Source organism: Streptomyces sp. L7 (genome assembly GCF_050990935.1).
Lineage (GTDB): Bacteria > Actinomycetota > Actinomycetes > Actinomycetales > Microbacteriaceae > Leifsonia.
Genome location: NZ_CP194644.1, coordinates 1,571,710 through 1,592,592, shown reverse-complemented (window position 1 = coordinate 1,592,592; position 20,883 = coordinate 1,571,710). Strand labels below are relative to the sequence as shown.

Annotated in this window: 20 protein-coding genes; 11 read left to right on the top strand and 9 right to left on the bottom strand. The window is 70.7% G+C overall.

Annotation, left to right across the window (positions count from 1 at the left end; all coding sequences use genetic code 11):
- Positions 1 to 171: 171 nt before the first annotated feature.
- Positions 172 to 1,554 (top strand): FAD-binding oxidoreductase, encoded by a 1,383-nt coding sequence (locus tag ACR5MH_RS08085; RefSeq protein ID WP_431346771.1) that lies wholly within the window; start codon positions 172 to 174, stop codon positions 1,552 to 1,554.
- A gap of 1 nt (position 1,555) precedes the next feature.
- Here ACR5MH_RS08085 and ACR5MH_RS08080 read toward each other — a convergent pair whose 3' ends face one another.
- Both ACR5MH_RS08080 and ACR5MH_RS08075 read right to left on the bottom strand, forming a co-directional pair.
- Positions 1,556 to 2,917, bottom strand: a complete 1,362-nt coding sequence (locus ACR5MH_RS08080) for a DUF2252 domain-containing protein (RefSeq protein ID WP_431346770.1) — start codon at positions 2,915 to 2,917, stop codon at positions 1,556 to 1,558.
- A gap of 99 nt (positions 2,918 to 3,016) precedes the next feature.
- Positions 3,017 to 3,385, bottom strand: coding sequence for a hypothetical protein (locus ACR5MH_RS08075; protein ID WP_431346769.1), 369 nt, complete (start codon positions 3,383 to 3,385; stop codon positions 3,017 to 3,019).
- A gap of 140 nt (positions 3,386 to 3,525) precedes the next feature.
- Between ACR5MH_RS08075 and ACR5MH_RS08070 the strand changes: the two genes are divergently transcribed.
- The 5 genes from ACR5MH_RS08070 to ACR5MH_RS08050 all read left to right on the top strand — a co-directional run bounded on the left by ACR5MH_RS08070 (position 3,526) and on the right by ACR5MH_RS08050 (position 9,662).
- Entirely contained in the window at positions 3,526 to 5,175 is a 1,650-nt protein-coding gene (locus ACR5MH_RS08070; RefSeq protein ID WP_433862484.1) for an MFS transporter, read from the top strand.
- 99 nt (positions 5,176 to 5,274) lie between these two features.
- Positions 5,275 to 7,107, top strand: coding sequence for a glycoside hydrolase family 15 protein (locus ACR5MH_RS08065; RefSeq protein ID WP_431346766.1), 1,833 nt, complete (start codon positions 5,275 to 5,277; stop codon positions 7,105 to 7,107).
- A complete protein-coding gene (locus ACR5MH_RS08060) occupies positions 7,104 to 8,204 on the top strand; it encodes an ATP-binding protein (RefSeq protein ID WP_431346765.1) in 1,101 nt (366 codons plus the stop codon). The genes ACR5MH_RS08065 and ACR5MH_RS08060 overlap by 4 nt, the downstream gene beginning before the upstream one ends.
- 13 nt (positions 8,205 to 8,217) lie before the next feature.
- A complete protein-coding gene (locus ACR5MH_RS08055; RefSeq protein ID WP_433862483.1) occupies positions 8,218 to 9,072 on the top strand; it encodes an MIP/aquaporin family protein in 855 nt (284 codons plus the stop codon).
- Between the two features lie 32 nt (positions 9,073 to 9,104).
- Positions 9,105 to 9,662, top strand: coding sequence for a hypothetical protein (locus ACR5MH_RS08050; RefSeq protein ID WP_433862482.1), 558 nt, complete (start codon positions 9,105 to 9,107; stop codon positions 9,660 to 9,662).
- A 64-nt stretch (positions 9,663 to 9,726) separates the two neighbouring features.
- Here ACR5MH_RS08050 and ACR5MH_RS08045 read toward each other — a convergent pair whose 3' ends face one another.
- From ACR5MH_RS08045 to ACR5MH_RS08035, 3 genes are all read right to left on the bottom strand, one after another.
- Positions 9,727 to 10,821 carry an AI-2E family transporter gene (locus ACR5MH_RS08045; protein ID WP_433862621.1) on the bottom strand — a complete coding sequence of 365 codons (1,095 nt, stop codon included), beginning with the start codon at positions 10,819 to 10,821 and terminating at the stop codon, positions 9,727 to 9,729.
- Between the two features lie 141 nt (positions 10,822 to 10,962).
- Entirely contained in the window at positions 10,963 to 11,127 is a 165-nt protein-coding gene (locus tag ACR5MH_RS08040; protein WP_431346761.1) for a hypothetical protein, read from the bottom strand.
- 13 nt (positions 11,128 to 11,140) lie between these two features.
- The gene (locus ACR5MH_RS08035; protein ID WP_431346760.1) at positions 11,141 to 11,620 is read right to left on the bottom strand and encodes an SHOCT domain-containing protein; all 480 of its coding nucleotides are present in this window, start codon (positions 11,618 to 11,620) and stop codon (positions 11,141 to 11,143) included.
- A gap of 171 nt (positions 11,621 to 11,791) precedes the next feature.
- Here ACR5MH_RS08035 and ACR5MH_RS08030 point away from each other — a divergent pair, with 171 nt between their 5' ends.
- Positions 11,792 to 12,319: a hypothetical protein gene (locus tag ACR5MH_RS08030; RefSeq protein ID WP_433862481.1), complete on the top strand. Its 528-nt coding sequence runs from the start codon at positions 11,792 to 11,794 to the stop codon at positions 12,317 to 12,319.
- Positions 12,298 to 12,990 carry a Fic family protein gene (locus ACR5MH_RS08025; RefSeq protein WP_431346758.1) on the top strand — a complete coding sequence of 231 codons (693 nt, stop codon included), beginning with the start codon at positions 12,298 to 12,300 and terminating at the stop codon, positions 12,988 to 12,990. Before ACR5MH_RS08030 ends, ACR5MH_RS08025 begins: the two co-directional genes overlap by 22 nt.
- 26 nt (positions 12,991 to 13,016) lie before the next feature.
- On the opposite strand, the gene ACR5MH_RS08020 is transcribed toward ACR5MH_RS08025, so the two are convergent.
- Both ACR5MH_RS08020 and ACR5MH_RS08015 read right to left on the bottom strand, forming a co-directional pair.
- Positions 13,017 to 13,934, bottom strand: a complete 918-nt coding sequence (locus tag ACR5MH_RS08020; protein ID WP_431346757.1) for a hypothetical protein — start codon at positions 13,932 to 13,934, stop codon at positions 13,017 to 13,019.
- Positions 13,935 to 13,944: 10 nt separating this feature from the next.
- Complete coding sequence (locus tag ACR5MH_RS08015; protein WP_431346756.1) at positions 13,945 to 14,784, bottom strand: helix-turn-helix transcriptional regulator; 840 nt, start codon at positions 14,782 to 14,784, stop codon at positions 13,945 to 13,947.
- Between the two features lie 102 nt (positions 14,785 to 14,886).
- Here ACR5MH_RS08015 and ACR5MH_RS08010 point away from each other — a divergent pair, with 102 nt between their 5' ends.
- Positions 14,887 to 15,663, top strand: a complete 777-nt coding sequence (locus tag ACR5MH_RS08010; protein WP_431346755.1) for an SDR family oxidoreductase — start codon at positions 14,887 to 14,889, stop codon at positions 15,661 to 15,663.
- 75 nt (positions 15,664 to 15,738) lie between these two features.
- Here ACR5MH_RS08010 and ACR5MH_RS08005 read toward each other — a convergent pair whose 3' ends face one another.
- Together ACR5MH_RS08005 and ACR5MH_RS08000 are read right to left on the bottom strand one after the other, a co-directional pair.
- Positions 15,739 to 16,419, bottom strand: a complete 681-nt coding sequence (locus tag ACR5MH_RS08005; protein ID WP_431346754.1) for a DedA family protein — start codon at positions 16,417 to 16,419, stop codon at positions 15,739 to 15,741.
- The gene (locus tag ACR5MH_RS08000; RefSeq protein ID WP_431346753.1) at positions 16,416 to 17,957 is read right to left on the bottom strand and encodes a glycosyltransferase family 39 protein; all 1,542 of its coding nucleotides are present in this window, start codon (positions 17,955 to 17,957) and stop codon (positions 16,416 to 16,418) included. Before ACR5MH_RS08000 ends, ACR5MH_RS08005 begins: the two co-directional genes overlap by 4 nt.
- Positions 17,958 to 18,168: 211 nt before the next feature.
- On the opposite strand from ACR5MH_RS08000, the gene ACR5MH_RS07995 reads away from it, so the two are divergent.
- Positions 18,169 to 18,780: a Clp protease N-terminal domain-containing protein gene (locus ACR5MH_RS07995; protein ID WP_433862480.1), complete on the top strand. Its 612-nt coding sequence runs from the start codon at positions 18,169 to 18,171 to the stop codon at positions 18,778 to 18,780.
- Positions 18,753 to 20,714, top strand: coding sequence for an ATP-dependent Clp protease ATP-binding subunit (locus tag ACR5MH_RS07990; RefSeq protein WP_433862479.1), 1,962 nt, complete (start codon positions 18,753 to 18,755; stop codon positions 20,712 to 20,714). Before ACR5MH_RS07995 ends, ACR5MH_RS07990 begins: the two co-directional genes overlap by 28 nt.
- Positions 20,715 to 20,883: the final 169 nt, after the last annotated feature.

The window sequence follows — 20,883 nt, the reverse complement described above, 5'->3', positions numbered from 1 at the left end:
CCCCGCCGTGCCCCTCGGCTGAGGACGGGGGCCTGCGTGCTCAGATGAGCAATTGTCACTTCGAGGGTGGTGCGGGGGTGCGCCGGGGGAGCATCCTTGCTCCCGTCGCCGTGCGTGCCCGGCCGCCGGCGGCCTCACCAGAACACTCAGAACCCGAACAGGAGCACCGCTATGTCTCTCACCGAGACCGCCGTCTCGGATCGTTTCCGAGACCTCGCCGACCGGCTGACCGGCCGCGTCGTCACACCCGCCGATCCCGACTGGGACGCCGAACGGCTGGGCTGGAACCTCGCCGCGGACCAGCGTCCGGAGGCCGTCGTGGTGCCGGCCGACGCCTCCGACATCGCGGTCGTGGTCGGGTTCGCCCGCGACCGCGGCCTGCGCGTCGTTCCGCAGGGCACCGGGCACCTCGCAGCGCCGCTCGGCGACCTCGCCGGGGCCGTGCTGCTGCGCACCACCCGGCTGCGCGGGGTGGAGGTCGACGTCGCGGCCTCGCGCGTCCGCGCCGGCGCCGGCGTGCTGTGGGGCGAGGTCACCTCGGCCCTCGCACCGCACGGGCTCGCCGCCCTCGCCGGGTCGTCGCCGGACGTCGGCGTGGCCGGCTACCTGCTCGGCGGCGGATACAGCTGGATGGCCCGCGAACGCGGCCTGGGCTGCTCGGCGGTGACCGGTATCGACGTGGTCACGGCGGACGGCCGCCAGCGGCACGTCACGGCGGAGTCCGAGCCGGCCCTGTTCTGGGCGCTGCGCGGCGGCGGTGGCAACGCAGCCATCGTGACGGCCCTCACCTTCGACGTCTTCCCCGTCCCGACCGTGTACGCGGGGATGCTGCTCTACCCGATCGCCCGCGCCGGCGAGGTGCTGAACGCCTACGAGGAGTGGACGCGCGACCTGACGGAGGCCGCGACGACCTGCGTGCGGCTGCTGCGCGTCCCGCCGCTGCCCGACCTTCCGGACTTCCTGCGCGGTCAGGCGTTCGTCGGGGTGGACGGGGCGATCGACCTGCCCGAACAGGAGGCTGCGGCCGTCCTGGAACCGTTGCGGGCGCTCGGCCCGGCGATCGACACCTTCGGCGACCTCCCGGCCGCCGAGCTCGGGCTCTTGCACATGGACCCGCCGCAGCCGGTCCCTGCCATCGGGGACGGGCTGATCCTCGACGACCTCCCGGAAGCCGCGATCGAGGCGCTGCTGGCTGCGGCCGGTCCGAAGGCCCGGACGGCGTTGCTGGCCGTCGACCTGCGCCACCTCGGCGGTGCGGCCGGCCGACCCTCGGAGGGCGGTGGAGCGGTCGACCACTTCCCGGGGCGCTTCCTCCTCTACGCCGTCGGGATGCTCCCCGACCCGGCGCTCGCGCCGCTGCTGCGGGCGCAGGTGGCCGGGCTGCGCGCCGCCCTGGAGCCGTGGACAGCCGGACGCGACTACTCCAACTTCCGGGAGACCGCGGTCCCGCCGTCCCGGTTCTACGACGCCGCGACGCTGGAGCGGCTGCGCGCGGTCAAGCAGGCGTACGACCCGGAGCGCGTCATCCGCACGGCCCACGAGCTCGACAGCTGAGTCACCCGAACTGGCCGGAGCGGACCGCGTCGACGAAGGTCGCGTAGTCCGCTTCGGACTGGTTCGCGTAGGAGTGCGCCCACTCGGACACCGCCCGCACGAACGTGCCTCCGGTCCCCATGTAGCCGGCCGCGAACTGCGCCTTCGGCGAGCGCGCGTGGGCTCGGCCGAGGACGATCGCGCACGACTGCGCGTACTCGCCGAACTGGACGCGGTTCATGTCGGCGATCTCGAACGACGCGTTCCGGTTGCGGAAGATGCGCATGTAGAAGCTGAAGTCCTCCACGTTCAGGTAGCCGAGGAACGGGTCGGACACCGCCTGCAGGATGCGCTGGCAGCCGACGACCCGGTAGCCCTCGTGCTGCGCCTCCAACTCCGGGTCGAGGTAGCCGGGCACGGGCACCACCCCGCCGAACTGTTGGACGACGGAGCGGCTTGCCTCCTTGAGCTGCAGGATGAGCACGTCGCCGGTCGGGTCGCCGAGCGCGAGGATGAAGCAGCGCGTCCCGACACTGCCGACCCCGACCACGCGACGCGCGGCGTCCAGCACCGCGTACTGCGAGAGCATCAGCGCGAGGTTCGTGGGGACCGTCTTGCGGTAGGCCGCGAAGACCGAGTCGATGAGCGCCCGGACCTCCGGTTCCAGCCGGGTGAGCACCGGCGGGTTCTCGACGAACTGGAGGCTGCCGTCGCCGCCCTCCTCGAGGGAGCGCGCGGCGACGCGCTCGCTCGTCCGCTTCTCCGACTCCTTCAGGGTGCGCTTGATCATACGCTCGCTGTCCGGGCTGAGGATCTGCCGGTCGACCAGGCTGGTGGGCCGGAAGTAGCGGTTGTACAGCGTCTGCTGGAGCGCGTTCCGCAACGAGTTGCGGTACATCGCGGCCGCCGAGAGCACGATGGCGCGCAGGTCGGAGCCGCCCATGCCGAGCGAACGTCCGCCCAGGACAACGCTGGCCAGGAGCCGTTTCACGTCCCACTCCCACGGTCCGACGGACGCCTCATCGAAGTCGTTGATGTCGAACACCATCGCGCGCTCCGGCGACCGGTAGATACCGAAGTTGCTCACGTGCGCGTCCCCGCAGATCACGACCTCGGCGCCGGAGGTCGGAGCGTCGCGCATGTCGGCGGCCTGGAGGGCCGCGGTGCCGCGGTAGAAGGCGAACGGGTCGGTGCTCATCCGCTGCATGCGAAGCTGCACCAGATTCGGGAGCCGCGACGTGTTCTGCTCGTGCAGGATGCCGAGGGGGTCGCGCCCGGGCGGCGGCGTGTACTCCGCCTGCGCGGACCGCGGCACCTGCGCTCGGGCCGCACGGCCGGCGTCGTAGAGCTCGGTTTCGGTGAGCGGGGTCGCGATCGTCGTCATGACGCACCTCCTGGGGTGGCGCTCATGCTAGCTCGGTGCGTGGCGGGCGGGTAGAGGTGGGCGCGACCGCCTCGAACTGCGCGACTATCGGCGGCGACTTCACTCACGGCGAGGCAGGAAATCACTCCCTACCAGCCTCTGGATACCTATCCTCAGAAGCCACCCAGCGCCTGCGGACAGGACAACGCCGCTGAATGTTCCCACGCCCCCCGACAGTCCGAGCACGATGAGCGCGGAGGGATAGAGCGCCACCTGGCTCTCGGTGACGACACGGTGGGCGACCCTCTTGGCCACCGACGCAGTGGCGAGGGCGATATCGGGAATCACGAAAGAAACGAAGAGGATCCACAGGTGTTCGGTCCCGGCGGTCGCAGATGCAATCGATGCCAGCAACACAATGCCCAAGGCATCGCGGCGTGTTCGAGCGGCTCGCGAGGCCGCTTCCCATTGTCGTTGAGAGATTTTCATGCTTGACGCTCATTGTCACTCGATCAATATTCCAATAGATCTGTCCTGGAATCTTACAACGGGCGTTCTGTGCGAATTGCCGTCTGGTGCGCCGCGTCGGCCGCGGGCTACCATCGGGCAGATTTCCCGGGAGGGCTGTCATGGCGAATCGGTTGGGTGCGGTCACGGTGCTGGCGTCGGCGCAGTTCGTGATGACGCTCGACAGCACGGTCATGAACGTCTCCATCTCGACCGTCGTCAAGGACCTGCACACGACCATCTCGGCCATGCAGGCGTGCATCACCTTCTACACGCTGACGATGGCGGCGTTCATGCTGCTGGGCGCCAAGCTCGGCGACGTCTGGGGTCGCAGGCGGGCGCTGGTCATCGGCTCGATCGTGTACGCGATCGGCTCGGGCACGACGGCGCTCGCGCCGAACATCGCCGTGCTGTTCCTCGGCTGGTCGGTGGTCGAAGGGCTGGGCGCTGTGCTGGTCATCCCGGCGATCGCGGCGCTCATCGCGAACAACTACTCAGGGCACGCGCGGGTGACGGCGTTCGCCACGATCGGGGCCGCGTCCGGCGTGGCCGTCGCGGTGGGGCCGCTGATCGGCGGCTTCCTCACCACCTACGCGAGCTGGCGGTACGTGTTCGCGGGCGAGGTCGTCATCATGGCGGTCGTGCTGCTGTTCCGCAAGGTCGTGTCCGACACCGGCGAGCGCGCGCACATCCGGATCGACATCCTGTCGGTGCTCCTGTCGGCCGCGGCGCTCGTGTTCATCGTCTACGGCCTCCTGCAGACGAAGACGTGGGGCTGGATCCTGCCGACCCAGCAGGACATCACGGTCCTCGGGCTGTCTCCCGTCCCGTTCATCGTCGGGATCGGCGCGGTGCTGCTCTGGCTGTTCTTCCTCCGCCAGCGCCGGCTGATCCGGCTCGGGAGGCCGCCGCTGCTGAACACCGCCATCCTCCGGCTCCGTCAGCTCCGGGCGGGGGTCGGCAGCCTCGGCATCCAGTACACGGTGACCGCCGGCCTGTTCTTCGTCGTGCCGATCTTCCTGCAGCTCTCGCTGGGGCTGGACGCGCTGTCGACCGGGCTGAGGATCTTCCCGCTGTCGGTCGCACTCGTGCTGTTCTCGATCCTGGGCACAGCGCTCGCCCGGAGGCTGTCGCCGAAGCTCATCGCCCGGATCGGCCAGTTCGGGCTGGTGCTGTCGAGCCTCGTGCTGCTCGGCTCGGTGGACTCCACGCTCGACAATTGGATCTTCGGCGCGGGGATGTTCCTGGCGGGCGCCGCCCTCGGCCTGCTCGCCTCCCAGCTCGGCAACATCACCATGTCGGCGGTCGGCGAAGACGAGCTCAGCGAGGCCGGGGGAGTGCAGGGGGTCTACCAGAACCTGGGATCGTCGCTCGGGACCGCCCTGATCGGCTCGGTGATGATCGCCTCGCTCACCACGCTGTTCAGCGGCGGAGTGGCGGCGAGCACCCTGCCGGACTCGGTGCAGCAGCAGATCGCGGCGGAGACGCAGGCCGGGGTCGCGGTGGTGCCGGTCGCAGACGTGCCGAAGATCGCCACGAACGCCGGCCTCAGTCAGGATCAGGCGAACGAGCTCTCCTCCATCTACAGCGCGTCCCAGCTCGACGCCCTGCGGCTGTCGTTCGCGGCGCTGGCGATCGTCTCGCTCGGCGCGGTGTTCTTCTCCCGCAACCTGCCGTCGAGTGTGCTGGGGAAGCCGAAGGGCGGGGACGAGGAGGACGGCGGGGCGGAGGACGTCGAGGATGCGCCTCCCAGGTCGGCGTCCTCCCGCTGACAGGGCCGCCCCCTCCGCTGACAGGTCTGGTGCCGCGCTCGCTCGCGGAGCTAGCATGCGGCCGTCCAGGCACGGAACCGGGGCAGGGAGGAGACCGGCATGGCGGCGTTCCCCGACATCGCAGACCACGGCCTGATCGGCGACCTGCAGACCGTGGCGCTGGTCTCGACCGGCGGCTCCATCGACTGGTTCTGCGCGCCCCGCTTCGACTCGCCGACCCTGTTCGCGTCGCTGCTCGACCGGGAGAAGGGCGGATACTTCCGCATCCACGCCCTAGCCGACGACGTGCGGATCCGGCAGATGTACTTCCCGCAGACGGCTGTCCTGATCACCCGGTTCATGTCGTCGAAGGGCGTCGGGGAGGTCATCGACTTCATGCCCGTCGCCGACGAGCCGCACATCGCAACGGCCCGGCGGGTCATCGTCCGGGCCGTCCGGGTGGTGCGCGGCGAACTGACCTTCCGGCTGGAGTGCCGGCCCCGGTTCGACTACGGCCGCAGCGCGCACACGGCGACGGCTTCCGCGAACGGCGTGCTGTTCGCCGACGACACGACCAGCGCGGCCCTGCACGGCGTCCCGGAGGAGTCGCTGGTGGACGGCGACGCCGACCTGGAGTTCGCGCTCGGCGCCGGGGACTTGCGCATCTTCGCGTTCGAGACCGAGCCGCGCGGCGAGCCGCGGGAGATCGGCCGCGCCCGCGGCAACCGGCTGTTCCGCGAGACGGTCGCCTTCTGGCGGGACTGGATCGGCCGCAGCGCCTACACCGGCCGCTGGCGGGAGGCCGTCGAGCGCTCGGCGATGGTGCTGAAGCTCCTCCAGTACGCGCCGAGTGGAGCCCTCGTCGCCGCGCCGACGGCGGCGCTGCCCGAGCAGCTCGGCGGCGTGCGCAACTGGGACTACCGCTACACGTGGATCCGCGACGCCTCCTTCTCGGTCTACTCGCTGCTCGCCCTCGGCTACGAGGAGGAGGCGATCACCTTCTCGCTCTGGACCGCCGACCGCGTGACCGAGCAGGTGGGCGAGAGCTCCGGGCCGCTGAAGATCATGTACCGCATCGACGGATCGTCCGACCTGGAGGAGCTCACCCTCGACCACTTCGAGGGCTATGCGGGCTCGACACCGGTGCACATCGGCAACGGCGCGGCCGACCAGCTCCAGCTCGATATCTACGGCGAGGCGCTGGACGCGCTGTCCATCGCCCAGGACCACCGCCCGATCGGGCACCCCGGATGGATGAAGCTCGTCGGCATCCTCGACTGGCTGGCCGACAACTGGGACCAGCCCGACGAGGGGGTCTGGGAGACGAGGGGAGGCCGCAAGGACTTCACCTACGGCCGGATCATGTGCTGGGTCGCTTTCGACCGCGCCATCACCATCGCGCGGGAGCGCAGCCGGCCCGCGCCCCTGGAGCGCTGGATCACGACCCGTGACGCGATCTACGAGCAGGTCTTCACCACATGCTGGAACCCGGAGCGGAAAGCGTTCACGCAGTATCCGGGAACCGACGTCGTCGACGCGATCACCCTGCTGATGCCGCTGGTCGGGATGATCTCGCCGCAGGACCCGATGTGGCTCTCCACCCTCGACGCGATCGGGGAGGAGCTTGTCACCGACAGCCTCGTCTACCGCTACAACCCGACGGCATCGCCGGACGGGCTCCCGGGCGAGGAGGGCACCTTCTCGCTGTGCTCGTTCTTCTACGTGTGCGCGCTGACCGACGCCGGACGGCTGGACGAGGCGCAGTACGCGTTCGAGAAGATGCTCACCTACGGCAACCACGTCGGCCTGTTCGCCGAGGAGATCGACCCCGCCGGCCTCCAGCTCGGCAACTTCCCGCAGGCGTTCACCCACCTCGCACTCATCCGGGCGGCGATCGCACTGGACGCCGCGCTCACCGCTCGGAGCTCCACGAACCGGAAGGCCGCACGATGATCCCGCTCACCATAGGCACCACCGTCGACGCCCCGGAGCGCCCCGCCGTCATCGACGGCTCGCGCTTCAACCGGCACACCTTCTGGTGCGGGCAGAGCGGGTCGGGCAAGACGTACGCGCTCGGGGTCGTGCTGGAGCAGCTGCTGCTGCAGACCGAGCTGCCGATGGCGGTGCTCGACCCGAACGCCGACTTCGTGCGGGTGTCGCGGACCCGTGAGGACGCGTCGGCCGAGGATCGCGAGCGGTTCGCGGCCTTCGACATCCGGGTCTTCCACTCCAGCACCCGCACCGAGCCGCAACTCCACGCCCGCTATGTCGACCTCAGCGTGCGCTCGCAAGCGGCGGTGGGGAGGCTGGACCCGATCGCCGACGAGGAGGAGTACAACGCCCTCCTGCACCTGGACAAGTCGCCGGGCCGGCACTTCGACAAGCAGCACTTCCTGGAGGCGCTGGCCTCCTCGGACGACCCGGCGCAGCGCCGGCTCGGCATGCGGATCGACAACCTGGAGATCCTGGACTGGCCGCTGTGGTCGTTCGGGCGCTCCTCGGTCGTGGACGCGATCGACGAACGCCCGCGCGTCACCGTGCTCGACGTGGGCGGCTTCGCCCACCAGGCCGAGCCCCAGGCCGCGGCGCTGTGCGTGCTGGAGCACCTCTGGGAGAAGCGGATGGAGCGCGACCCGCTGCTGATCGTCCTGGACGAGGCGCACAACTTCTGCCCGCCCGTGCCGCGGAACAGCGTGGAGGCCCAGCTCACCGAGCAGCTCATCCAGATCGCCGCCGAGGGCCGCAAGTTCGGGCTCTGGCTGTTCCTCTCCACGCAGCGGCCCACCAAGGTCCACCCGAACGTGCTCTCGCAGTGCGACAACCTCGGCCTGATGCGGATGAACTCGCCCCGCGACATCGACGAGATCGGCGACGTGTTCGGGTTCGTGCCCCAGCATCTGCTGGAGCAGTCGCCGAGCTTCCGCAAGGGCGAGGCGCTGTTCGCGGGAGCGTTCTCGGACGAGCCGCAGCTCGTCCGGGTCGGCCGGCGCATCACCGTCGAGGGCGGCAGCGACCTCTCGGTGGAGCCGAGCGCGGTGCGAGTCGGATGACAGAGGAGGCAGCATGAGCCAGGAGCAGACCCGCCGGGACGCCGCAGAGGCGCGCGGGATCATGAACGACGTCGTCCACGGCAGGCTCATGCACGTGCCCGCGTCGATCGAGCAGTCCATCGACGACTTCCACGACACGTCCCAGGAGTGGCGGAGGCTGTTCTCCGAGCTGCTGGGCACCTTCTTCCTGGTGCTGGTGGCCGCGGGCGGCGGGATGATGGGCCAGGCCTTCCCGAACACGATCTCCCGCACCGCGGCCGTGACCGCGCCGGCGCTGATGGTGTTCGCGATCATCCTGTTCATGGGAAAGGTGTCCGGCGCGCACCTCAACCCGGCGGTCAGCGTGGCGTTCGCGCTGCGGGGCGACTTCCCGTGGTCGCGCGTGCCCGGCTACATCGTCGTGCAGCTCGGCGGAGCCTCCCTGGCGGCGTGGTTCCTGGAGGGCGTCACGCACGTCTCCGCGCGCTACGGGTCGAACTACCCGGCGTCCGGGTTCTCGTCGTGGGACGCGCTGCTGATGGAGACGGTGCTCACGTTCGGCCTGGTGAGCGTCACCCTGGGCACGGCCTCCGGAGCCCAGAACCTCGGCATCATCGGCGCGTTCGGCGTCGGCGCCTACATCGCCCTGGCGGGGCTGTGGGGGAGCCCGATCTCCGGCGCCTCGATGAACCCAGCGCGCACCTTCGGACCCGACCTGGTGAGCGGGCACTGGGACGCCTACTGGGTGTACATCGTCGGCCCGGTCGCCGGCGCGGTGATCGCAGTCGGCGCGGCGTTCCTGCTGCGCGGCCGCGGGGGAGGCCTCGCGGGCTCGGCGGCGGCCCAGGGCGGCCTGCAGACGGAGGCGCGCTTCCCCGAACAGGGCTGACGGCGCGGTCACCCGCGGACCATGATGTCCTCATGGACCCGATGGACCTCAACTCGTCCAGGGCGCAGCCCGATGGCAGCGGCATCCGTGTGCAGCGTGCGCTCTGGCGGCACTGGGGAACGCCGGCGGGGATCTACGGCACCATCGTCTACGCGAGCGTGGTCGCGGCGAGCTCCGGCGGCGCGTCCGGCCGCTCCGACGCGTTTCACGTCCTGGTCTTCAGCCTGGTGAGCATCGTGGTCTTCTGGCTGGCCCACGTCTACTCGACGGCCCTCGGCTTCCACGCCGACGACGAGAGCGCCCGCGTCCGCATCGTCGACTCCCTCCGCCACGCGCTGTTCGAGTCCAGCGGGATGCTGGAGGCGGCGGTGGTGCCGAGCATCCCGCTGCTGCTGGCGGCGCTGGGGATCCTGCCGGCGGCGGTCGGAGTGACGGTGTCGCTGTGGCTGACGGTGCTGCTGCTGGGATTGCTGGGGTATCTGGTGTTCCTGATCCGCGGGCGAGCGGTGTGGGGGTGCTTGACGGGGGCGGTGGTGACGGGGTTGTTCGGGGTCGTGGTGATCGTGTTGAAGACGACCCTGCAGCACTGAGCGCGATCACTGCGAGTTGCAACCCCTGCCGTTGCGCCTCCGGCGCTCGTTCGCCGATCACTCCTCACATCGTGCCGGCCGGTCCGCCCGTACCGCCCGGGTCCGACGGCGGCCGCGCACCCGACCGCGCGACCGCTTTGGCCGAGCGCCGCTCCGCTTTGGCCGCCACGGACTCCTCCTTCATGAGGTCCTTCGTCTCCCGGAGGTCGCCGATCGCCGCGCGCCAGATCCGGGCGCGGGGGTCGGAGTCGACCAGGATCGCCCGGGCGAGCAGGGTCAGCGGGATGGCGAGGATGGCGCCGATCGCGCCGAGCACGACCGCCCAGAGCAGCACGGAGAAGAAGGTGAGCGTCTGGCTGAGCGCCACGGCGTTGCCGACCACCTTCGGCTGCACCACCGACTGGACGACGGCGTTGACGATCCCGTAGATGACGATGATCGCGATGACCGTGCCCCAGCCGCCGATGAGATAGCCGAACACCAGCGGCGGCACCAGTGCCAGGAAGTAGCCGACGTTCGGGATGAAGCTGCACAGGAACGACAGGATCGCCCAGAGCAGCGCGGCCGGCACGCCGAGGATGAACAGCGCAATGCCGTTGATGACGCCCTGGACGATGCCGAGCAGGGTCGTGACGACCATGTACCGCCGGACACTGTGCGCGAAGCCGGTCATCGCGTACACCAGGTTCGGCTTGGTCGGCTCCAGCTGGCGCAGCAGGGTCGGAGTGTAGGCGGCGTCCGCCGGCATCAGGATCAGCATGGTGAGCACGATCACGCCGAATGCAATGAGGCCGAACGCACCGCCGAGCAGGCCGCTGAAGAAGTTGACCAGCTTCGTCGGGTCGAACCCCTGGGTCACGGCCTTGACGTCCTGCGTGCTGATGCCGATGGTCGACAGCCAGCTCGCGAACTGCTGGCCGATCTGCTGGAACTGCTCCTTGTACTGCGGCAGCATCGACACGAACTGGCCCATCGCGATGATGAGGAGGGCGACGAAGCCGGCCAGCAGCGCGAACGTCGTGAGCGCGACGGCTCCGGTCGCGACTCCGCTCGGCGTGCCGTGCCGTTCCAGCCAGACGCGCACGGGCTGTGCGCAGATGACGAGCACCAGCGCGAGCAAGGTCGGGGCGAGGATGCCGGCGATGGCATGCAGCCCGATGAGGATGACGGTTCCGCCCGCGAGGCCCAGGAGGATGCGGACGCTGCGGCCGTTCGAGGCCGTGGCCTCCTGTTCGGGGTCGGGCCCGTCCGGTGGGGGCGGTTCGGCCCGGCGGCCGCGGCGGCGGAACGGCCAGACCCCTTAGCGGCGGCCATGATCGGTTCCTGCGATCGGTGTCTGGAGCGCCATGATGGCCTCCCGGTTGGTGTCGAAGCGCCCGGCGAGCGGCCGGGTGCGGGCGTGAGGCGGCGCCGGAGCCCTGGAGGACTCCGGCGCCGTCGCGGTCGGGTCGGTCACGTCGGTCACCGATCCCGTTCGATCACGCCGTGGGCGCTGCCGGCGGCGGGGTCGGCGCGGACGGGGCGGCGGGCGCGGCCGCCGCGGGAGCTGCGTGAGCCCCGGCCGCGGCCTGGTGGCCGAGCGCGACGCTCTTCAGGTGTGCGAACTCTTCCGGCGTGATGGTGCCGGCGTCGAGGAGGGCCTTCGCCTTCGCGATCTCGTCGGCCGGGCTGGAGGTCGCCACTTCGCGGATGTAGGCGTCGGTGCTCTGCTGCACCTGGCGGGCTTCCTTCTGGCTGCGCTCGGCCATCCCCGGCCCGCGGGCGATGAGGTAGACGAGCGCGGTGAGGAACGGCACGAAGATCAGGAAGATGATCCACAGCGCTTTCCACCAGCCGTTGAGCTTGTGGTCCCGGAACAGGTCGCTGATGATCGCGAAGAGCGCGAACAGGTACGCGATGAAAGCGAAGCTCCAGAAGAACAGCCAGATGATGTTCCAGAAGTTGTTCCAGAAATCCATGTCGTTTTACCTTTCCCCTGGGCTCGGGTCCGAGCCTGGATGTGGGCTGACAGTAACGCCGCGGGGGTTCGGGCGTCTAGAGGGCGATGGGGGTGGGGTGGAGGTGAAAATAGGGAGGAGAGTTATTTACACTTAGGTCGCTAAGTGTAAATAATCCGTAGTGTTGTTCTCATGTCCGGAATCGGCGCCTGGCCGGCCCTCACGCACGAGCAGTGCGCGTGGCGCTCACGCTACGGCCGTGCGCATCTCACCCAACGCCAATGGGCGTCGAGCCGTGGACCGTACGACGCCGCGATCGTGCCGCGGATCGGTGAGCTCGAGGTCCCCGTGACCGCCGTCGTCGCGACCGAAGCCGTGGAGGCGAGCGCCCTGCTCACGCGCTTCGACGCCGAGCTCGGGCTCTCCGTCCTCCCGTTCGCGTCCATCCTCCTGCGGAGTGAGTCGGCGTCGTCCTCCCAGATCGAGAACCTGACCAGCGGCGCCCGCGCGATCGCGGAGACGGAGCTCGGAGAGCGCGACACCGGAAACGCGCCGCTGATCGTGCGCAACGTCCGCGCCATGCAGGCGGCGCTGGAACTCTCCGACGGGCTCGACGGGGGAGGAATCATCGCGATGCACGCCGCACTGCTTGAAGATCACGCCCCTGAGCTGACCGGAGGCTACCGCCGCGAGCAGGTGTGGATCGGCGGATCGGGCTGAGTCCGCACGGCGCCGCGTTCGTCCCTCCCCACCACGAGCGCGTGCCCTCGGCGATGGCCGACCTCGTCGCATTCACGGGCCGGTGGGATGTCCCCGCGCTCGTCCACGCGGCGATCGCCCACGCGCAGTTCGAGACCATCCACCCGTTCCCGGACGGCAACGGCCGCACCGGGCGCGCGATCGTCCACGCGATGCTGCGGCGTTCGCGCACGACCGCGACGGTGGTCGTTCCGGTCTCGGCCGGCCTCCTGCGCGAGGTGGACGACTACTACGACGCGCTCACCGCCTACCGCCAGGGCGAGGTCGACCCGATCGTCCGCGTGTTCACCGAGGCGGCGGCCTTCGCGGTGCGCGCCGGTCGGGACCTCGCATCGGCGATCGACGGGCTCCGCTCTCGGTGGGAGGAGGCCCTGACCGGCTTGCGGTCCGACAGCTCCGCTCGACGCGTGGCCACGCTCGCCCTCGAACAGCCGGTGCTCAACGCCGCGGTCGTGGAGGCCCGGCTCGGGCTGTCCGCGCCCGGTACGTACCGCGCATTCGAAGCCCTGGTGGATCGTGGTGTCCTCCGCCCCGCGAACTCGCGCAAGCGCAACCGGCTCTGGATCGCGGAGGACATGATCCGGGCGCTCGACGCCTTCGCCGACCGTGCCGCACGTCGCTCCGCGGTGTAGCGGCTCGGTCCGGACGCTCCCGACCCCTACTCGTCGACGTGCGCCCGCGCCCACTCCAGCACGCGCAGCGCCCGCAACGTGTTCCAGCGGCTCGGCTCGCCGACCGTCTCCAGGTCCAGCAGCGCCCGCCCGGAGTGCTCGTGGTCGAGCAGCCACCGGCCGTCGGGTTGCCGCCGCGATGACACGACTGAGACCGCCTCCGCGACGCGTTCGTCCGCCGGGACACCCGCAGCCCGCAGCTGGTCGAGGCCGCGCAGGACGTCGAACGACCAGTAGTACGGGAACGAGAACCGGAGCCAGCTCTCGCTGATGATCGAGCCGTCGCTCCGGCGGCGCATCAGGCCGCGCGCCAGCAGGTACTCGTGGCCGCGCTCGATCGCCGCGGACACGTCGGTGGGGCCACCCGCGTCGCGGTAGGCGGTCAGTCCCTCCAGTGCGCAGATCGTGCTGTGGAACGAGCCGGGGTCCTGCCGGGTCTCCGCGTAGCAGTTCCAGCCGCCGTCGTCCTGCTGCTCGTTCAGCAGCCGCTCGACGATCAGCTCGCTGGGATGCCCGAACCGCGCGCCGGCGACGAGCACTCGGCCGTTGATGCATGGCTCCACTTCGCCGTCGAAGAAGGGATGGTTCCACCACTCCTCGCCCCAGTCCACCTGGCGCACGACCCGGTCCACCGCGACGCGTGTCCGCTCGCCGTCCGCGGGCGCTCCGAGGACCGCCAGCAGGAGCATCGCGTCGTCCACCCCGACCCGGTCGCGCTGGGTCCAGACGCCGTCGCCCCAGGTGCCGTCCTCGCGCTGAAGGTCCAGCAGGCGGGCACCCCAGCCCTCGGTCTCCACCTTCGCGCGTTCGGAGGCGACCGCGTCGTCCGGCTCGTGCAGGAGGTCGCGGCGCACCTGCCAGCGGATCGCGGGATCGCCGTCGAGAAGCCAGCCGATGACATCCACGGCCCACACGCTACCCGGCGAACGACTGCGTGCCCAGTACCGCCAGCAGCGCCAGCTTCTCCGCGGCCTCGGTGCGCGGCGCGGCCGTCAGGACGAGGAGGCACTGCGACAGGTCCTCGGTGAACAGCGCCTGGCAGTCCAGCTCGATCGCACCGAGCTCCGGGTGGAGGAGCGTCTTGTGGTCCTCGAACCGGCGGGCGACCTCGTGCCGCTCCCACAGCTCGGCGAACTCGGGACTCCGCTCCAGCAGGGCCCGCACCAGTTCGCCGGCGCGCGACTGCGCTCCCAGTGCGCCATAGGCGTCCCGGAGCGACGCCACCTGTGCGCGGCTCTGCCGGTCGCGGTCGGCCTCCGGGTACATCGCCCGCGCATTCTCCGGGTCGGTGAACCAGCGGTAGTACTCGCTGCGCTGGAGGCCCGTGTAATGCGAGCGGTCGCCCAGCAGCGCGACCGCAAGCCGGTTCTGCAGGAGGGTCTCGCCGAGGTTCGACAGCACCAGCGCGGGGGTGTCGTCCAGCCGGTCGAGCACGCGCTGCAACGCGGGAGGCACGTGCGCGCCGGCGAGCCGGTCGGGGGTGTTGTGGCCCGCGATGCGGTAGAGGTAGTCGCGCTCGTCGGCTGAGAGCCGCAGCGCGCGGGCGAGGGAGGCGAGCATCTGATCGCTCGGCTGCGGGCCGCGACGCTGCTCCAACCGCGTGTAGTAATCGTTCGACATCGCGGCGAGCATGGCGACCTCCTCGCGGCGGAGTCCGGGGGCGCGGCGGCGGGCGCCGGACGGGAGGCCGACGTCCTCCGGGCGCAGCGCCTCGCGTCGGCGGCGGAGGAAGTCGGCAAGGGCGGTGCGGTCCATCACACCATCATCCGACGCCCGGGCGCGGCCGAGCCAGGGATCGCGGATCCCCCGATGAGCGCTCCGCTCCCGCCCGCGGGGAGCGCACGCAGAGTGGAGGGCATGGACATCACAAGGAACACCGTCTTCATCCCCGGCGCCACCAGCGGCATCGGGCTGGCCCTCGCCGTCGCCCTCCACGAGCGCGGCAACAGCGTGGTCGTCGGCGGCCGCCGCACCGCGCTGCTCGAGCGGATCGCCGCCGAGCACCCCGGGATCGACACCGTCCGTATCGACACCGCCGACGCCGAGAGCATCCGGGAGGCCGCGGACGCCGTGGTCGCCGCCCACCCCGACCTGAACGTGCTGATCACGATGGCCGGCATCATGCAGGCGGAGGACTGGCGACGCCCCGAGGCGTTCCTCGCCTCCGCGGAGTCGACCGTCACCACCAACGTGCTCGGCCCGATCCGGCTCATCGCGGCATTCGTGGAGCACCTGCAGAGCCGCCCGGACGCCACGATCATGACGGTCTCGTCCGGTCTGGCGTTCACACCGCTGAAGGTGACGCCGAGCTACAACGCCAGCAAGGCGGCCATCCACATGCTCAGCGAGAGCATCCGCCTCCAGCTCGCCGACACCTCGGTGCGGGTCCTGGAACTGGAGCCGCCGGCGGTGCGCACTGCGCTCATGCCTGGCCAGGAGGAGAGCGACTTCGCCATGCCCCTGGACGAGTTCGTGGCGGAGGTCATGGAGCTGATCGAGACGCAGCCCGACGCGACCGAGCTCCAGGTGGAGCGGGTGAAGTTCCTCCGCTACGGCGAGGCCCGCGGCGACTACGACCGCGTGGTCGAGGTGCTGAACAACTCCGACCCGCATGCGCGCGAGTCGGCCGCCTGACCGTCGAAGGGCGTCGACGCCCCTGCGGTAGCGGCGGCCGTCGACGGCTGCGCGACCCGAGGACGCGCCCCGCGGTCACGACTCGACGCGCGACTTCCTCCGCCGGCGCAGTGCGATGGCGCGCACCAGCACCGGACCGACCGAGAGGACGACGATCCCGATGAGCACGAAGTCCAGGTACTTCGACACGAAGTCCGCGACGCCCGGGATGTGGCCGAGCCCGTAGCCGATCAGCGTGACCCCGGCGGCCCACACGGCGGCGCCGATCGCGTTGAAGACGCTGAACACGCCGTGGCGCATCCGGCCGACGCCCGCCGCGACGGGAGCGAAGGTGCGCACGACCGGCACGAACCGCGCGACGACGACGGCGCCGCTGCCGTACTTGTCGAAGAACTTCTGCGTCCGCAGGACGCTCGCCCGGCTGAACACGCCGGACTCGCGCCGGTCGAACACGGCGGGCCCGGTCTTCCATCCGATCAGGTAGCCGACCTCCCCACCCACGATGGCGGCGATGGCGACGGCGACGATCACCAGCCAGAGCGGCTGCGGGATGTGCCCGGTGAGCGTGAGCACGCCCGCGAAGAACAGCAGGGTGTCTCCGGGCAGGAAGAAGCCCAGCAGAAGTCCGGTCTCGGCGAAGACGATCGCGCAGATGCCCAGCAGCGCCCACGGGCCTGCGGCCTGGATGAGGCCCTGCGGGTCGAGCAGGCCGGTGTGGACGAGGGCGCCGGTGGCGGCCAGTGCGTGGGGGATCATGGGGTCCTTTCGTACAGCGAGATCAGCTCGCGATGGGTCGCGATCCGCGTGGTGGTCTCGTGGAAGCCGAGAGCGGTGAGGTCGGTGACGCCGTAGTCGTCGACGGAGCCGGGGGTGGGTGCGTACTCGATCAGCCAGACCCGGTCGATGTCGTCGAAACGGCCGAGGGCCCCGGCCTGGCGCACAGTGTACGCGCTGTCCCGCCATGACGAGGTCTGGGCGTACGGGCGGTGGAGGGCGACGTCCGTCGTGTTCGCGAAACCGGCGGGATAGGTGTGCTCGGCGAGGCGGGGGAGTTTGGACGGCTTGGTCGACTCGTCGAACACGACCGCGTCACCGGGGCGGGCGTGCGCTCCGATCGCGGCCGAGACCTCCGCCCAGTCGCTCTGGTTCTTCGCGTAGGGCGTGCGCTCGGCCACATAGACGGGGACGCACAGCGCGAGCACGAGCACGCCCGCGACGACGCCCGCCCAGCGCCGCCGGCGGAAGAGATCGTCGACGCCGCACGCGATCAGGAGGGCGGCCGCCGGCGCGCAGAACGATACGTACCGGGCGGTGAAGTCGGGCACGACCGATTGCACGGCGATCAGGATGACGGGCGGCAGCAGCAACCAGAGCAGGGCGACGCCGACGAGCGACGGGACGCGCGACTGCGGGAACGCGAGGAACCGCTCCCCGCGGGCCCGCGCCACGAGCGCCCGGCGCCGGACGGCGACCGCCACGGCGAGGACGACGAGCGCCCAGGCCGCGATCCCGAGCGGCCAGGAGTCGCCGAACCAGAGGCCGCTGAACAGGGTCTGCGGCACGAGCTGCGGGACAGCGCCGAGGTAGGAGATCTGGTGGTGCTGGCCGATCGCGGCCACGAGCAGGGGAGCGCTGGCCAGCACAGCCACTCCGACTGCGATCAGCAGACCGCGTACGGTGCGGCGCGGCGGCCGGCACACGGCGACGATCGCGACGTGGACCACCACGAACAGGATCGTGTAGAGGAAGACGTACGTTCCGACCGCGAGCAGCGCGCCGTAGCCGACGAACCACGCGGCCCGCGGTCGCTCCCGGTCGAGCGCGGCCACGAGCAGCACAGTGAGCCATGCGGCGATCGCCGCGGAGAACGCGAACGAGCGTGCCTCCTCGCCCATGTAGGCGACGCGGGGGAGGACCGCGCAGATCAGGCCGGCGATGACCGCGGTGCGGGCACCCCGGAGGCGCGCCGCCAGCAGCACGACGGCCGCGGTGGCGAGGCCGACCGCGATCGCGCTCGGCAGCCGCACGGCGAACGGCGAGAACCCGACCAGGTCGCCCCAGAAGTGCAGGCCGAGATAGTAGGTGCCGTGCACGGCGTCCACGTCACGGAGCATCGCGAACAGCGACGGCAGCGGGCGCTGCGCGGACATGATGCTGGTGGCCTCGTCGCCCCAGAGCGACGGGATGCCGGAGCCGATGGCGGAGAGCGCGGTCGCGAGCACGCCGAAGAGCGCGGCGAGCGCCGCGGGTCGGGCGAAGGGCGCGGCCTTCTGCGTCGGGGCCGGCCGCAGCATCGTGACAGACAGGTCGGCACCGTCCTTTCGAATCAGCGTCCGTTCCCAGTCAATCCCAGCCCTCCCAAGAAAGGTCCAAGAAGGAGGTGAACGCCGGAAGGATACTCGGTGACTCCTGGCGCAGACCAGGGCGGCGGATCCCGGAATAATCCTTCCCCGCGAACGTTGAAGTTGAGTGCAACGAACTCAACTTTTAGAAACAGGAGATCAGGTGCCCGAGAACTTCACCCCCGAGAACGGCAGCGAGAACTCGTTCGACGAGTTCCTCTCGCGCTACCTCGCGGGCGAGCGCGCCCGCGCCGCGCGCTCCATCGACATCAGCCGGTTCCTCAGCCGGCGCACGCAGGAACTCCTCGCCGAGGCGGGCCGGTACGCCCTCGAGCACGGCCACCGCGAGCTGGACGCCCTGCACATCCTCCGCGTGATGGCCGCCCAGGAGCCCGCGTCCGAGGCCATGCGCCGCATCGGCGTCGACCCGTCCGCGGTCGCCGCCGCCGCCGAGCAGCGGCTCCCCGCCCCCGGCGAGCCGATCGACGCCGACGGCGCCTCGATCACGGCGTCCGCCCAGCGGGTGCTGTTCCACGCCTACCAGGTGGCCCGCGCCTCCGGTGCGACCTACATCGACCCCGAGCACCTCTTCTTCGCGCTCGTGATCGGTCAGGACGCCCCCGCCGGGCAGGTCCTCCAGGCCGCCGGTGTCACGCCCGACTCCCTCACCAACGCCATGCGGCAGTCCGCCACGGTCGGTGCGGGAGGACAGGACGCCCCCAGACGGCCGGCGACTCCGAGACCCCGATGCTCGACCAGTTCGGCACCGACCTGACCGCGCTCGCGCGCGACGGCAGGCTGGACCCGGTCATCGGCCGGCTCGACGAGATCGAGCAGACCGTCGAGATCCTCTCCCGCCGGACCAAGAACAACCCCGTCCTGGTCGGCGAGGCCGGCGTCGGCAAGACAGCGATCGTGGAGGGCCTGGCCCGCGCGATCGTCGCAGGCGACGTCCCCGAGCAGCTGCGCGACAAGAAGGTCGTCGCGCTCGACCTCGCCGGGATGGTCGCCGGCACCCGGTACCGCGGCGACTTCGAGGAGCGGCTCACCAAGCTCATGGACGAGATCAGCGCAGGCAAGGACGAGCTGATCGTGTTCGTGGACGAGCTGCACACCGTGGTCGGCGCCGGAGGGTCCGGCGAGTCCGGCGGCATGGACGCGGGCAACATCCTCAAGCCCCGGCTGTCGCGCGGCGACCTCCACCTGGTGGGGGCCACCACGCTCAAGGAGTACCGCCGCATCGAGAAGGACCCGGCGCTGGAGCGCCGCTTCCAGCCTGTGACGGTCGGCGAGCCGAGCGTCGAGGACGCCGTGCTCATCCTGGACGGCCTGCGCGGCGCGTACGAGGAGCACCACGCCGTCACATACACGCCGGAGGCCATTCGCGCCGCCGTGGAGCTGTCGAACCGCTACATCTCCGACCGGTTCCTGCCCGACAAGGCGATCGACCTGATCGACCAGGCCGGCGCCCGGCTGCGCCTGTCGCTCGGCAAGCGGGTCGGCGCGTCCGAGTTGATGCAGCGACTGGCGACCCTGGAGTCCGAGAAGAACGCCGCCGTCGCCGGTGAGCACTACGAGGAAGCGTCCCGCCTGCGCGACGAGATCGAGGCCGTGCAGCACGGAATCGACGAGCTCGGGAAGGCCCCGCGCCACGCCGCCGAGGCGGTCGTTGACGAGGCCGAGATCGCGGCGATCGTGTCCCGCGCGACCGGCATCCCGGTGTCCCGCATCGGCGACGCCGACCGCGAGCGCCTCGCCGCGCTCGAGTCGGAGCTGCACGCGCGTGTCATCGGCCAGGACGACGCGGTGACGGCCGTCGCGAAGGCGGTGCGCCGCAGCCGCACCGGCCTCGGCGACGAGCGCCGTCCTGTCGGCTCGTTCCTGTTCCTCGGCCCGACCGGCGTCGGAAAGACCGAGCTGGCCAAGTCGCTGGCGGAGTCGCTGTTCGGCGACGACAAGGCGATGATCCGGTTCGACATGAGCGAGTTCGGCGAGCGCCACACGGTCGCCCGCCTGGTCGGCGCCCCTCCCGGGTACGTCGGCTACGACGAGGCCGGCCAGCTCACCGAGCGCGTGCGCCGCAACCCGTACTCGGTGGTGCTGTTCGACGAGATCGAGAAGGCGCACCCGGACGTGTTCAACCTGCTGCTGCAGGTGCTCGACGACGGGCGCCTGACCGACGGTCAGGGCCGCACGGTCGACTTCCGCAACACGGTCGTCATCATGACCTCCAACCTGGGCTCGGAGTTCCTGGCTTCCCGCAGCGGCGCCCTGGGCTTCGTGGCGGCGGGCTCCGACGGGTTCGCGCCCGACAAGGACATCCGCGACCGGGTGATGGGCAAGCTCCGCGAGGCCATGCGTCCCGAGTTCCTGAACCGCATCGACGAGATCGTGCTGTTCCGGAAGCTCGACGCCGAGCAGCTCCGCGACATCGTCCGCCTGCTGCTGCAGGCGACGGCGGCCCGGCTGGCGCACCGCGTCATCGGGTTCGAGGTCACCGACGCGGCCGTGGAGTGGATCGCCGACGCCGGCTACGAGCCGGAGTACGGCGCACGCCCGCTCCGCCGCGTCATCCAGCGCGAGGTGGACGACCGCATCGCCGAACTGATGGTGGCGGGCAGTGTCGCGGACGGCGGCGGCGTCGTGGTCGACGCCGTCGACGGGGTGCTCCAGGTGCGGCCGCGGACGGTGTTCGCCGCGGCGGCGTAACCGCAAGAGATCCATTCGGCACGACATGCCGTCTCGGAGAGCCGGGACGGCATGTCGTGCCATTTCGTTTTCAGACGCTCTTCCTGAAAATCCACATAGGGGTACAGTGCTTGTCTCAACCCCTCCCACAGCAGACCCTGGAAGCGTGGATACGTGCCCAACCCGGACA

Excerpts from the sequence above, each read along its gene's own strand:
- ACR5MH_RS08085 (WP_431346771.1), top strand. The coding sequence starts at position 172 with ATGTCTCTCACCGAGACCGCCGTCTCGGATCGTTTCCGAGACCTCGCC.
- ACR5MH_RS08080 (WP_431346770.1), bottom strand. The coding sequence starts at position 2,917 with ATGACGACGATCGCGACCCCGCTCACCGAAACCGAGCTCTACGACGCC.
- ACR5MH_RS08075 (WP_431346769.1), bottom strand. The coding sequence starts at position 3,385 with ATGAAAATCTCTCAACGACAATGGGAAGCGGCCTCGCGAGCCGCTCGA.
- ACR5MH_RS08070 (WP_433862484.1), top strand. The coding sequence starts at position 3,526 with ATGGCGAATCGGTTGGGTGCGGTCACGGTGCTGGCGTCGGCGCAGTTC.
- ACR5MH_RS08065 (WP_431346766.1), top strand. The coding sequence starts at position 5,275 with ATGGCGGCGTTCCCCGACATCGCAGACCACGGCCTGATCGGCGACCTG.
- ACR5MH_RS08060 (WP_431346765.1), top strand. The coding sequence starts at position 7,104 with ATGATCCCGCTCACCATAGGCACCACCGTCGACGCCCCGGAGCGCCCC.
- ACR5MH_RS08055 (WP_433862483.1), top strand. The coding sequence starts at position 8,218 with ATGAGCCAGGAGCAGACCCGCCGGGACGCCGCAGAGGCGCGCGGGATC.
- ACR5MH_RS08050 (WP_433862482.1), top strand. The coding sequence starts at position 9,105 with ATGGACCCGATGGACCTCAACTCGTCCAGGGCGCAGCCCGATGGCAGC.
- ACR5MH_RS08035 (WP_431346760.1), bottom strand. The coding sequence starts at position 11,620 with ATGGATTTCTGGAACAACTTCTGGAACATCATCTGGCTGTTCTTCTGG.
- ACR5MH_RS08030 (WP_433862481.1), top strand. The coding sequence starts at position 11,792 with ATGTCCGGAATCGGCGCCTGGCCGGCCCTCACGCACGAGCAGTGCGCG.
- ACR5MH_RS08015 (WP_431346756.1), bottom strand. The coding sequence starts at position 14,784 with ATGGACCGCACCGCCCTTGCCGACTTCCTCCGCCGCCGACGCGAGGCG.
- ACR5MH_RS08010 (WP_431346755.1), top strand. The coding sequence starts at position 14,887 with ATGGACATCACAAGGAACACCGTCTTCATCCCCGGCGCCACCAGCGGC.
- ACR5MH_RS08005 (WP_431346754.1), bottom strand. The coding sequence starts at position 16,419 with ATGATCCCCCACGCACTGGCCGCCACCGGCGCCCTCGTCCACACCGGC.
- ACR5MH_RS08000 (WP_431346753.1), bottom strand. The coding sequence starts at position 17,957 with ATGCTGCGGCCGGCCCCGACGCAGAAGGCCGCGCCCTTCGCCCGACCC.
- ACR5MH_RS07990 (WP_433862479.1), top strand. The coding sequence starts at position 18,753 with ATGCTCGACCAGTTCGGCACCGACCTGACCGCGCTCGCGCGCGACGGC.